Origin of the sequence: Rothia sp. HMSC065D02 (genome assembly GCF_001815285.1) — a bacterium.
Classification (GTDB): domain Bacteria; phylum Actinomycetota; class Actinomycetes; order Actinomycetales; family Micrococcaceae; genus Rothia; species Rothia dentocariosa.
On the sequence record NZ_KV820092.1, the window covers coordinates 417,264 to 430,146 of the forward strand.

Below are 12,883 nucleotides of genomic sequence, written 5' to 3' on the forward strand. Positions count from 1 at the left end.
CTTTACTAAGGGTGCTGACTTCACGGGTGCCACCGTTGACGGTAAAAATTTTGAGCTTTCTGGGGGAATTCTTTTCGAAGAAACCCTTCCCGAAGGAGAAATAAAAACTCCTACAGGCAAAGCTGACAATGTATTGATTTGAGAATGAAAAATCCAAATTTCATCACGGTTGTTTTACTTACCTCTGAAATCAATTCGGAACAATTTTAAAGTTCACTAAGGAAACCGCTTCTCTAGTGTAGCTATAAGCTACAGGGGGGCGTTTTTCTTATTATCCTGCAGAATTTGAATACAGTTTATTGGGTGGCAGGTTCTGACGTAATAAAAGAATAAATTCGCATTGTGGCTCATTGTAACCTACCAGTCTACTGTAACTAGGAATAATTAGGTACTCGTAGTACTTACCGTACAGAAAATGGATGGGGAAGCTATACTATTTCCAGTATTCTTCCTAGTGAAGAACTGGCCGGCATGAAACATAACATAATGACCGCTAGAGGCAATTTACACTTGTATTATTGATGGGGTAATCGCAAATATTACCTTATATTGCTAATACACAATAATTTATTTTGAAAACATTCCAAAGATGGTTGATGTGATTGCGATTGCGGATAAGCTGCGTGCGCACGGCGTGCGTGTTGAGGTGGATTACGGTTCGGATCGTTTCACTAAGAAGATTCGTACTGCGTCTACTGAGAAGGTTCCGTTCATTCTGATTGCTGGCGGTGAGGATGCGGAGCACGGCGCTGTTTCGTTCCGTTTCCGCGGTAACAAGCAGGAGAACGGTGTGCCCGTGGATGAGGCTGTGGCACGTATTGTGGAGCATATCCGCAACAGTGTGTAGAAAGTTATGTTGCGGTGAAGTTTTCCCTAGTCCAGCGGTGTGTTTTCGTGCTAATGTAAGTGATGGTACTAACGTTCGTTGCCGTTCGGAAATGCCGGTAATTGTACGATTCGGATAAGGACGTCTGGGCGCGATCTAAGCACCTCGTGTGTTTAATCGCCAGGTATTCTATCTGCAAAATCAAGGAGAAGATGCGTAGTCACGTATGTAAAATTTAGAGAATTTGATTCAAAAAATTTGTACGCCTAAGAATAATTTAAGGAGCGAGACAATGAAGACATATATTTTGGCTTCAATTTTTACTGATAAAAAAAGTTTAGAAGAATTCAAAAATAATGGCGGAAATCAAGGTGTAGGCTGGAATGCAGGTGTACCTGGTGTGAAATATTGGATAGAAGAAGAAAACCGAATTATAGAACGTATCTCTAAAGATAAAGACAGATGGGATAATTTCCCTGAGACTATTTGGAACCTCCTATACAAAGGTAATCACAGGTATTACTCAGAAGAACTAAAAGACAATACCATAGTTGATTATACTATTAATCGCGTTCAAGTACTTTTAGCTGAAAAAGAAATCTGTCTTTCAGATGAAATTCCAGGATTGGCTGTACTTGAGGTCGAGATACCTAGGGAAGAAATAGGTAAAAAATTTAAAATCAAGATAGACGATGTATACGAATATTTTGCTAAATATCATTTGATTCCAGGAGCTAGAATTGGTGATAAAGAAGCGGAAGAATATAAGGACGAATTCGAAAGCCGTAAGCTGCAGAAATCTATGTGGAAAAAGAATATTAAACCATTTATGTATGTAGTGAATATAATTAATTCGCTTAAGCCCAGTGATTCAAGCTTTCTCAAAAATTTCAGGAATCTCGAAAAAGATAATCCAGATAGGTTGGAGTTTATTAAGAAATTGCATGAAATTGCGGATCGTAGAGAACCATCTGATGCTGCCAGGGAAAAGTGGACTAAAGAGGATCCTAAGCGGCTAAAAATGGAAGGTGGTAGTGGGTATAAATGGTGTTTTTATGCTTGTTCAAATGGCATTGTCTATTATTTTCCAGATTCAAAAATAAATGGTAGCGACTTGCCGATTTGTTATCAGGGGTATGCTGAGTCATTCCATTTGGATGCAATCATGCTATCGATTTTGAAATATATTCTTGTAAATTATTACACAGGTCAGATTCAGAAGTTCGTTTCTGCGGAGGATAAAAAAGAAATTAAGAATATTAATAACGCTATCAATAGAATGTATATTATGTATGATATGGGTCGCACGAATCCGAGAGGCGGGAAGCATGTTATTGCTATGGAAAAGGTGGAGTCAGCTCTTCATTTTGAGCAGAATTTGAATGTCTTAAAAGATTCTGTCGAAAAAATTGAGGGGATTAATTCTGCGCAACGTCAGGAAGATCTTTCTATTAGCCAAGAAAAACTTGCAAAGAGTCAAGAAAGGCTCGCAAGGTATGCGCTATATATTGCATTTATTATGATTATTCCTACAGTTATGCCCTTATTGCTAAGCAGCGATAAATCAGGTGATGAGAAATTGATGGCCTTGGGGTGGAGTATTCTTATTGCGTTTTTTATTATTATTATTCCTTTAATCTCATATGTAATTAAGGTTTGGAAAAAATCTCGAGATTAAGGGTTACTTAATTACGCTAAATAGGGGAGGTGGAAGTAAGGAATCTATCAGTCGATTCTTGCTATTTGTCACAGTTTTATTGTTAATATTGCTAGGTAATTTTTGTGTTAACTATTTTGAAGGAGTAAGTTTTGCTTAGGAAAGATCATATAGTTCCTGCAAGCATAATTGGTAGGTTTAGGTACCTCCCTGAAGGAGAATGCAAAGAGAGTAAAATTAATTGGAGGAGACAAGAGGTCCTTAAGAGGGATATCCGTGAGAGTAAGACAGAATGTGTAACGGCAGAGGACATTGGATACTCTGTGGGGGAGCATGATGCTAATTTTACATCCAAAGAATTTGATGAAATTTCTAAATATTATAAAGATCAAAAAATTATGGATAATGGATATTATAAGGGGTATAAGATAGATCCCATTGACTTGGATAAAAATATTTTTCATAAGACCGAGGGTTCTATAGGTGATATCATTAATTTGCTTGAAATGCATGAAGAGCTGGATGAGGGAAGATTCGGTGTCCTCGTATCATATATTGCGCAAATGTTTGTGCGGTCGCCATTTGCTGGAGAGTTTATTAGAGGTTCCCTGCGCACAGATACGCTCGAAACGGTTGAGGGTTTAATGCAAAAGGATAAAGAGAATATAATTAGAAACTCCATTCAATTGAATAGGGAGCGCTTATATAAGATGTATGAAAGTAGCTACCTAGAAAGGTATAAATTTAGAATTTTAGTGGACGATAAAAGAAGGTTTGTTCTATCCGACTTGGGAATCTCTCCCTGGTTCATGCCCATGAGTCGAGGAGAACTTCCAGCGGGTGGTGATGTAAACGTTGTTTATAGTTTATATATAACTAATCCTAAAGCAGAATATGGAGTGGGTTACTGCGTCCCCCTATCCTCAAAAATTGTTGTTGCGCTCATTCCGAAAAGCCCTGAAGATCAGGAAATAGGTGCAAGAAATATTGAATATGTGAATATTTCTGAGTCGTGCAAAAAAATTTACATGATGAATGTATGTGCTATTCATGCTGCTCAAAATTTCTATGTTGCACCGTCTGAAGAGTTAATAAATTTTTACTCTCAAAATGGGGTTGAATCTAGAAAGATGGATCCCCTTATTTTGAGGTATTTCCTATTCAGGGACTATATTGAGGATGAAGACTCTGGAAGTTTTAAAGCTTCTTTGCATGTCAATGATGAGAGAGTGGGAAAGGAAGGATTCCAAGCGCTTGATATTAATAAACTTAATATGCGTGTTAAAGATTTATTAAAAGGTAGTCCTGTTGAAAGATCTCTTGCAAAAGAATTGTTGTCTAATTTTCGTAATTCACTTTTGCGATATATAAGAAAGCTAGAAGACTAAATTATATAGGTATATGTCTGTCTATTAATAGAGGACCCGGCGGTCTATCCATCAGATAGCCCGCCGGGTCCCTTCTTTATACCGTTGCTACGCGCTCAGCCTTTTAGCGGGTGGTGCGTTCCAGCAGCTGCAGCACGTTCTGGTAGGTGTGGCCGGTCGCCTCCGTCATGCCCTGCTCGCAGGTGCGGTTCGCCGAAATGTATGCGGCGAACTGCTTCTGCTCGCTCAGCTCCGCAGCCTCCGCCTCCGTAGCGCTCGCCGTCAGCTCGGGGTGCAGCATACCGCGGTCACCCGCATAACCGCAGCAGCCCCAGTTCTTCGGCACGTACACGTCGTCACTCATCGCGTTCGCAATCTTCTCAAACGCAGGCTGAGTACCCAGATGAGTCATGGAGCAGGTCGGGTGCAGTGCAATCGACGGCAGGGGAGCAGACACGGTCAGCTTATCCAGCATATTGTCGGCGGCGAACTGCACCGCGTCGTGCATGCGCAGACGCGAGAAGTCCGGCTCGCCCGGCTTCAGACCGTTCACAATCTTGTGCTCAAGCGCCTTAATAACCTTCTTGCGCATCACCTCAAGACCCTCAGTGCAGGACGAAGCGTCACACACGACCGGCAGGCGGCCACCGTCAGTGGCCTCCCACAGGGACTTCAGCACACGGTCGCTCATGATCGAGTAGCCGTCGGTGAAGCCCTTCGACTTCCACGGGGTGGAGCAGCACATCTCACCAATATTGTCCGGGATGCGGTACTTCACGCCCGCACGCTCACACAGGCGGATGAACGCCTGGGTTGCGTACCGGGTCATGCTTGCCGTCGCCGTCCACGCCGCCGAACATGGAGTTCACGCAGGCGGGGAAGAACACAATCTCAGCGGTTGCGTCCTTGTGCGGCTTACGTGCCGGGCCACCGACCGGCAGGCCCTTCTTGTAGGAGGGGACCGTGTCGTCGCCCATGACCTTGCGGGCAATGTTGGTGGTGCCGTGCACCACGGGGAACGGCAGCTTCTGAGCCACGGTCAGGGCCTTGCCGGCGACCTTATCCATGACGCCCCACTGCTGCGCGGCAACCTTCCAGCCGGTAGCAGCCAGCTTGTCCTGGTTCTCAGAACGCAGGTGGCGAATCAGGTCACCAGTGTTAATGTTCACGGGGCAGCGGGTCTGGCACATGCCGTCCACGGCGCAGGTGTCGATGCCGTTGTACTCGTACTCCTTACGCAGATGCTCCGGTGAGAAATACTCGGTGCCCAACAGTGACATGAGCACTACCACGCCTAGACGTTGCACATACACGCGATCATCAAGCATCCAGTTGAGGCAGGCCCGCTCCAGCTTCGGCAGGTTGGCTGCATTGCGGTCCTTCACGCAGGTCGGGGAGACGGCACCCGTAAGAGTCCAGTTCGTCATATATGGCAAGAAATTAGTAATTTCCGCATGCCAGGTGGCAAAGTCACGTTCCTCGTTGAGAAGCAGCACATGCAGCAGGTCTTCTTCCTGAAAATCATGCGGAACTGCCGCTTTAAACTCCGTGACTTCCTGCGGATGTTCACGCAGCAGCTTCTTAGCGAGCTTGCGCAGCGCGGGCATGCGTACACCCAAAATCCGCGCCGGATCAACCGTAGGAATCAGCTTCGCCGTGAACTCCGCCAGTTTTGGTTCGGCAAGTTCACGGACTGTCTGCGAAATTGAAGAACTCATAGCCCTAGTTTCTCAGATACGGTTCTTCTCTGTAACGTATTGGTCTAAGCCAAACACCCGAAACAAACCAATGCTCTCCCGCACGGCGAGTCTCCCCACGTGAGGTAAGCGGCATCCACAGACACTTACAGAAAACCGATATGATGGCTGTAGAAAGGTTTGCGTGAACTGGAATTCGCGGCAGACCCGCTTCAATGAAGAGCATGTAAGGACTGAGCAGTATGGCAAAGGCAAACGGTACAGAAACACCACACACCCGTACCGTACCCGAGCCTGAAAACACCGTTTTCGCCGATACCGCAGCTGACCACCCACGCAATGAGCGCCGACCTAAGATTACTCGCGGCGAAGAAGGGCTCAACGAATGGGAGCGCCGCACCGATAAACCGCTTTTTATTGCCTCGCTCCTGTATCTTGTTGCTTACGCCGCGCCCATTGTAAGCACGCGTATTAGCGCACCGCTTGACGGCATCCTCAATATTTTTCAAATGATACTGTGGGCGCTTTTCGCGGTCGATTATTGTGTGCGTCTCTACCTAGCGCCTCGGCGCATCTACTTCTTCACGCACAACCTGATGAACCTCGCCATTGTGCTTCTGCCAGCATGGCGTATCGTGAGTTTCTTGGCGATGCTCCACATGACCGCCAACCGCCAGTACAAACTGCTCTCAGAACTGGCCGTTAAACTCTTCGGGTACACACTGATCTTTGTGATCATGGCGGCTCTCGCTATCTTTTCCATTGAGCAAGGTGCCCCAGGTGCCCTCATCAAAGATATCTGGACGGCGTACTGGTGGACTCTCGCAACACTGGCGACCGTAGGCTATGGTGACGTATACCCCGTGACCGTACCCGGCAGGGTTATTGCCGTGGTTGTCATGATTTATGGGGTTGGTCTGTTCGGTGTGATTACCGGTGCGCTTGCTACCTGGGTGATCGAAAAAATTAGCGGAGTCACCGAAGAAGACCACGCCGCAACGAAGGCCGATATTGAGACACTTCACGCCGAAATCGCCGAGCTTAAGGCGATGCTCGCCATCCGTATGGGAGACGGCACGGTACACCATCCACCCGAAGAACTTACACAAGAGTTTCTTGCCTCTCACCGCAATCTTGCGACTGACACCGAAGAAGACGATCACGAGCCCGAACAACCAATGGAACTGCTGGAAGAGACTAAGCAGACGCTCACGGTGATTCGTCAGAAGATTGCGGTGCGCCTTGGGCGTGATTCAGATTAGAGCACATGTGAGCCGCTCGCGGAGTTATAAATATACGGTTTAATAGGGGTATGAGCGAAAACCAGAATGCCCAGAACACGAACGTCACCGATGACTTCGAGCTGCCCGGCGTGCCCGATGCGTTCCAGCGGCTCTGGACACCGCATCGTACCGCTTATGTGAGCGGTGGGCAGCAGGACCATACTGAGAAAACCTGCCCATTCTGCACGGCCCCTTCGCGCAGTGATGAGGAATCGCTCATTGTTTATCGTGGAGAGCACGCCTTCGCTCTGCTCAACCTATACCCCTATAATCCGGGGCATTTGCTCATCTGCCCGTACCGCCATATTCCTCTGTACGATCAGGCGAGTGAGGAAGAAACTCTCGAAATGGCACGCCTGACTCAGCGCGCAATGCGTGTTTTGCGCGAAGTTTCCCATAATGACGGGTTCAATATCGGCATGAATCAGGGCAAAGTCGGGGGAGCGGGTATAGCCGATCACCTGCATCAGCATATTCTGCCCCGCTGGAGCGGTGACACCAATTTTCTACCCATTATTGCCCATACAAAAACTATGTCTCGAACCCTTGATGACATGCGCCAGATTATCGCGGACGGGTTCGCTCGCATGCCCGCATAGCCCCGCCTGAACGTTTCCGACAGTTATGTTACTTTGAGGGGCTATGAAACATTCACGTTAAGCCGCGTATGCAGGTATACTTCATGAGTGTTCCGAAGTCTTAACGCGACGTAAAAATACGCTCGTGACCTGCTCTTTAACCGCAAAATTGCTCTTGAAATCCTCCACACTAAACCATCATCTGGTACATTAATGCTTTTAGCGTGTGCATGTGGCAGGATAGAAATAGCAACATCACCGCTTGAAGCGCTCTTCCGGCTTCAACAATTAACCGCATACCAACCACTCTCGAAAGCTGGTTTGTTGATGACAACATCCGCCGCTGGGTACAAGCGTACCCTTTTATCTCTCGCTCTCACGGGCTGTATTTTAGCTACGCCTGGATGCGTGGCATCCTCTCCCATGAGCCACAGCGGCGGAAATTCCACGGCATCTGAGGACAACCGAAACTCCTATGACGACGCCAGCGGCAACCCGACGCCGACAGCGGAACCTTCCCCTGCCAAGATCAAGCCCAGTGGGCCTGCACTCTTGCCCAGCGGCGCTCAAGCTCCCCTGACACCCAGTGAACAGAGCCGTTATGACAACGGGGAATTTGTCGCGGCTACCGAAGAGCACCCCGCGTATAACGTTCACGAGCCTGAATTCGACCCTAAGGTCAAAGAACAGGGTATTGAAGGGCCAGAAACGTTGCTTAAACGTCTCGCAAAATTCCATGAGTATGAGATTCTTACGAACCACGAAATGACTGATGAAGAGTCGCTGCAATTCTTCACCAAAGACTATAAATTTACCGAGCGTCCTTCGACGTTTGACACCCGCACCCCCGAAGACCGCGGGGATACGCCCGAAGAGTCCATGAAGTTTGACGATATGACCTCGGCAGGGTATTGGCCTGTGAACCCACTCTATAAGGTAGAGATTCTAAGCTCGGAAAAAGTCGGTTCTGGGGACTCTGCTGAATGGGTAGTGACGTATTCCTACAAACGCAACCGCTACGCCTGGTATAACGAGGAAAGCCTGCAAAACAACAAAATCTACCGCAACCGCGGTATGAACCGAGAAATGAAAGCCACGTTCGTCTATGTGAAGGGCGAAGGCTGGAAAATCAAAGAACTCGAAGTTTTGAAAAAGCTCTCCGTCTCACTCAGCAGCGACGAATTCTTCAAGAATGAGGAGTACTAGCCTCAGAGGAAAACGACAGCTCTATTCGCGTGTGAAAGGCAGGGTTACACTGAACGTATGAGGTACCCCAACCTGCTGGACTCAATTTTTGATGTTTCCACAGCAGCTGACCACGCACGTGCCCTTATCTGGCGTGATGTGCAGTGGCGTGAAAGGCAGCCTTTTCTGCGTCTTGAACCCGTGGTGTTGGCGGATGCCTCAGGCGGCACAAGCATAAAACCCAGCGGCGATGTTATGAGCGTTCCCGTGACTCCGGGTGCGTTTCTTGGACTCCGGCTCGCGCTGGACGGTGCTGGGAACCTCCAAAAGTTCTGCGCCGGATACACCCGTGGCGATACAGAAACCGGGCAGATACAGCGTGTAGCGTGCCCACAGGGGAACCGCCTAGAGAGCGGGAAACAATGCGAATATTGCGCCGCGCATGACGAGTTCACGGCTCTGCATACCGCGCATCTTTACGCGGGAACGCTGACCCCCGGAATGCGCGCCTACGCGCAGCAACCCCACAGGCTTTATATCGCCACTTTTCCTGACGGAAGCTCTAAAGTTGGTACCAGCTCGCAACACTCAACACCGCGTCGTCTGGATGAGCAGGCCGTCGCCACCGCAACCTATATAGCCCAGGCGCCCGATGGGTTGCTGATTCGTGAAGCTGAGGATGCGGTAACTCGCATCGCCAATATTCCGCAGGTCAAACAGGTAGCGAGTAAATACCGAGCCTGGACTGAACCGCTGCCCGGGGCCCAACTGCGGGCGGCGCATCAAAACACCGTGGAGCGCGCACATAAAGCACTTACCGAATCCGAGCTATTAACGCAGCTTACCGCCCTAGATGAATCCTGGGTTCCCTCCGTGGCAATGAACCGCCCTTACGCGGCGTTGCGTGCGCAAAACCCGGAACCACTCGACGCATTCCCCAGCATCCTCAAAACCCGTGAAGCAGGTTTCTTCTGCACCGGAGCCGCAGGAAAATTCGTGACTGCTCACGTTGGAGACCCGGATGCCGCCGTGCTGATCAACACCGCAGAACTCGCTAACTATGTGGTGGAACCGACGGATACTCTCAGCGCCGTCACAGTACAGACCTCGCTTTTCTAGGTTGTCGTGTTCAAAACTTTCTGAGGGATCTCGTACAGGGAAATCTCGTCGCATGCTTATTAGTGCTTATAGCAGGGGAGCGGTATCCAGCCCGGTGTATAGCCGGTGCTGCGTTGCGAAGAACCCTCGCACAGGAATACACGACAAACGGTATAGAATGGTGAACATGTCAAAACCCCTAATTCGCCTTCTCGGACAGGGCATTCGCTACGCCAGCACGCTACGTGGCGGCGGATCAGCATTCCCCGGTCTCGTGATGGAAAAACTACACCCACGATTTGTTGCCGAAGAACTCGCCAAACTGCCCTATGGCGTCGTCGTTGTTTCGGGAACCAACGGCAAAACAACCACCACCAAAATGGCTGTGCAGCTCCTCGAAGCACAGGGGCTCAAAGTCTTCACCAACCGCACTGGATCAAACTTCGTGCGCGGTGTGGCGGCGGCACTGCTCGGAGCGATGGACCTTAGTGGCAAACTCGACGCAGACATTGCCGTACTGGAACTTGACGAAGCCCACGCCGTGCACTTCGTCAAAGCCGTCAAACCAAACTACGCATTGCTACTGAACGTGCTGCGAGACCAGCTCGACCGATTCGGCGAAATTGACACAACCCGCCGCATGCTCTCCACTGTAGCTGAAGCCACCACCGATACTGTGGTGCTCAACCGGGAAGACCCGCGCATCCTCTCGCTTGCGCAATCCGTAAAAACCGGAACAAACATCAGCTACTTTGGGCTCAACGAAACGCTGCGTTCCTTCTTCCCCTCGGACGACGAAATGCGCGCCGGAATCAATAACAATCGCGGCGAACTGCCCTCCGCAGACGTTACCCTCACCGCGTTCTCAGGTACCAGTGCAACCTTCGATCTCGCTGGTGAAACCTGCGAAGGAAACATCAACCTCTACGGTATTTACAATATCTACAATGCCGCCGGTGCCATTGCCCTCACCCGTGCGGTTCTGGGCGAAAAACTCAACAAACAAGCCCTTATTGACGAACTCGCTAAAATCACCCCGGCATTCGGTCGCGGCGAAACCCTCAACATCAATGGCCGCCCGCTGCAGCTTCTGCTTGTTAAGAATCCCAGCGGATTCCGCCTCTCACTCGCCAGCGCCAGCGCAGACGACTACGCCACCATGATCACCATCAACGACCAATACGCAGACGGCCGTGATGTCTCCTGGCTATGGGACGTAGACTTCGACTCACTGAGCGACACCGGTGTAGACATGGTCTCAGGGGTACGCGCCTGGGACATGGCGCTGCGCCTCGAACACGACGGTGTACGAGTGGATGACGTCAACGAAAACCTCAGCGAAGCCCTCAGGAAATTCATCACCACCAGCGGCGACGCACCCATGCGAATCTTCTGCACCTACACCGCAATGCTCGCCCTACGCGAAGAGCTCACCAAATTCACCGACGTCGAAAGGGTTTCGTAATGACCCATACCATTGCAGGAGAACCGGTTTCAAGCCCTAATAACGGCAAAACCCTGCGCATTCTTCAGCTATACCCCAAAGATATGAACATCTACGGGGACTGGGGAAACACCCTAGCGCTGGCACGCCGCGCACACGCCCACGGGTTCGACGTTGAAATTCTCGACTACAACCCCGGAGATACCTTCCCCGACGACGTCGATATTATTATCGGAGGCGGCGGCCAAGACTCCGGACAAACCGTAATTCAAGAAGACCTGCACGCCATAGGAGCTAAGCTCAAAAAGAATGCAGAAGACGGCATGCCCATGCTCGTGATCTGCGGGCTCTACCAGCTCTTCGGCAAAGAATTCCGCACCCACGAAGGCGAAACCCTCAAAGGTATTAACATCTTTGATGCCTACACGGTCGGCGGCAACGAACGTCTGATTGGCAACATCGTTGAAGACTCACAAGAATTCGGCACCATCGTGGGATTTGAAAACCACTCGGGACTAACCTACCTCGGCGCAGGATGCGAGCCCTTGGCAACCGTGACCAAAGGCGTAGGGAACAACTCGACAGATCATCATGAAGGCGCTCGCGTGCACAACGTGGTGGGTACTTACCTGCACGGTTCGCTTCTGCCGAAGAACCCGAAGATTTCGGACTATCTGATTGAGGCGGCAGCACAACGCAAATATGGGGAGTTCACCCCTGAAAAAATTGATGACTCGATGGTCGAAAAAGCGCGCGCATCCGCTATGAAACGCCCCCGCTAGGGCAGATACTCGCCACAACATCCAAACAAACCGCGGGGTGCACACCAAAACTTTGACGGTATGCACCCCGCGAAACGCAGGTATGAAACTATCCGAGAACCGCGCGAAACCGGTATAGTGTAAAAGTATTGTGACGTGGCAACAGGGCAAGTACGCCGCCACGGGCGAAGAAGAGACAAGGGAGATACGAATGTCGGGTCACTCTAAATGGGCCACTACAAAGCATAAGAAAGCCGCAATTGACGCTAAGCGCGCGAAGGCTTTCGCAAAATTCATTAAAGCTATTGAAGTTGCGGCTCGTATGGGCGGCGCAGATATTTCTGGTAACCCCGCACTCGACCTAGCCGTCTCCAAAGCAAAGAAAAACTCTGTACCCAACGACAACATTGATCGCGCTATTAAGCGTGGCGCTGGGCTCACCGGTGAAACCATCGACTACACCGAGATCCTATACGAAGCTCGCGGGCCCCAGGGCACCGCGCTCTACATCGAGTGCCTTACCGACAACCGTAACCGTGCGGCGTCAGATGTTCGCCTGGCAGTCACCCGTAACGGCGGCACCATGGCAGATCAAGGTTCGGTCGCCTTCCTCTTTGAACGCAAGGGCGTTGCCGAAGTTACCAAGACCGACGGTCTGACCGAAGACGATGTTCTTATGGCTGTGCTTGACGCAGGCGCCGAAGAAGTACTCGACGAAGGCGATGTCTTCACGGTTGTATCCGCTCCCACTGACCTGCCTGAAATCCGCAAAGCGCTGGATGAAGCGGAACTTGATTACAACAACGACGACCCCGTATTCCGCCCCACCATGCAGGTAGACCTCGACCTCGAAGGCGCTAAGAAATTCCTCAAACTTGCAGACGCCATCGAAGAACTCGACGACGTGCAGAACGTATACTCTAACGCCAACGTCTCTGCTGACGTCATGGAACAGCTAGAGGCAGAGTAAAAGCCTTTTAACCTCAT

The 12,883-nt window shown here is 49.9% G+C and carries 11 protein-coding genes and 1 pseudogene; 10 read left to right on the plus strand and 2 right to left on the minus strand.

Going from position 1 to position 12,883, the window contains the following annotated elements; genetic code table 11:
* Positions 1 to 607 precede the first annotated feature (607 nt).
* The 3 genes and pseudogenes from HMPREF3016_RS09275 to HMPREF3016_RS09285 all read left to right on the plus strand — a co-directional run.
* Positions 608 to 847 (plus strand): annotated as a pseudogene (locus tag HMPREF3016_RS09275) (His/Gly/Thr/Pro-type tRNA ligase C-terminal domain-containing protein); the annotation flags it as partial.
* A gap of 271 nt (positions 848 to 1,118) precedes the next feature.
* Positions 1,119 to 2,504, plus strand: coding sequence for a hypothetical protein (locus HMPREF3016_RS09280; protein ID WP_070741811.1), 1,386 nt, complete (start codon positions 1,119 to 1,121; stop codon positions 2,502 to 2,504).
* A gap of 131 nt (positions 2,505 to 2,635) precedes the next feature.
* A complete protein-coding gene (locus tag HMPREF3016_RS09285; RefSeq protein WP_070741814.1) occupies positions 2,636 to 3,871 on the plus strand; it encodes a hypothetical protein in 1,236 nt (411 codons plus the stop codon).
* A gap of 103 nt (positions 3,872 to 3,974) precedes the next feature.
* On the opposite strand, the gene HMPREF3016_RS10840 is transcribed toward HMPREF3016_RS09285, so the two are convergent.
* Complete coding sequence (locus HMPREF3016_RS10840; protein WP_246828533.1) at positions 3,975 to 4,679, minus strand: heterodisulfide reductase-related iron-sulfur binding cluster; 705 nt, start codon at positions 4,677 to 4,679, stop codon at positions 3,975 to 3,977.
* The gene (locus tag HMPREF3016_RS11370) at positions 4,639 to 5,568 is read right to left on the minus strand and encodes a DNA alkylation repair protein (RefSeq protein WP_246828534.1); all 930 of its coding nucleotides are present in this window, start codon (positions 5,566 to 5,568) and stop codon (positions 4,639 to 4,641) included. Before HMPREF3016_RS11370 ends, HMPREF3016_RS10840 begins: the two co-directional genes overlap by 41 nt.
* Positions 5,569 to 5,789: 221 nt before the next feature.
* Between HMPREF3016_RS11370 and HMPREF3016_RS09295 the strand changes: the two genes are divergently transcribed.
* From HMPREF3016_RS09295 to HMPREF3016_RS09325, 7 genes are all read left to right on the plus strand, one after another.
* Complete coding sequence (locus HMPREF3016_RS09295) at positions 5,790 to 6,809, plus strand: potassium channel family protein (RefSeq protein ID WP_070741817.1); 1,020 nt, start codon at positions 5,790 to 5,792, stop codon at positions 6,807 to 6,809.
* Positions 6,810 to 6,859: 50 nt separating this feature from the next.
* Positions 6,860 to 7,429, plus strand: coding sequence for an HIT family protein (locus HMPREF3016_RS09300; RefSeq protein ID WP_070535017.1), 570 nt, complete (start codon positions 6,860 to 6,862; stop codon positions 7,427 to 7,429).
* A gap of 306 nt (positions 7,430 to 7,735) precedes the next feature.
* Positions 7,736 to 8,614 (plus strand): DUF6318 family protein, encoded by an 879-nt coding sequence (locus HMPREF3016_RS09305; RefSeq protein WP_070741820.1) that lies wholly within the window; start codon positions 7,736 to 7,738, stop codon positions 8,612 to 8,614.
* 57 nt (positions 8,615 to 8,671) lie between these two features.
* Entirely contained in the window at positions 8,672 to 9,712 is a 1,041-nt protein-coding gene (locus HMPREF3016_RS09310) for a DUF2797 domain-containing protein (RefSeq protein ID WP_070741823.1), read from the plus strand.
* Positions 9,713 to 9,869: 157 nt separating this feature from the next.
* Positions 9,870 to 11,156 carry a Mur ligase family protein gene (locus HMPREF3016_RS09315; protein WP_004004766.1) on the plus strand — a complete coding sequence of 429 codons (1,287 nt, stop codon included), beginning with the start codon at positions 9,870 to 9,872 and terminating at the stop codon, positions 11,154 to 11,156.
* Positions 11,156 to 11,917 carry a type 1 glutamine amidotransferase gene (locus HMPREF3016_RS09320; protein WP_013399141.1) on the plus strand — a complete coding sequence of 254 codons (762 nt, stop codon included), beginning with the start codon at positions 11,156 to 11,158 and terminating at the stop codon, positions 11,915 to 11,917. The genes HMPREF3016_RS09315 and HMPREF3016_RS09320 overlap by 1 nt, the downstream gene beginning before the upstream one ends.
* Positions 11,918 to 12,107: 190 nt before the next feature.
* Positions 12,108 to 12,866, plus strand: coding sequence for a YebC/PmpR family DNA-binding transcriptional regulator (locus HMPREF3016_RS09325; RefSeq protein WP_041321796.1), 759 nt, complete (start codon positions 12,108 to 12,110; stop codon positions 12,864 to 12,866).
* The last annotated feature ends 17 nt before the right edge of the window (positions 12,867 to 12,883 follow it).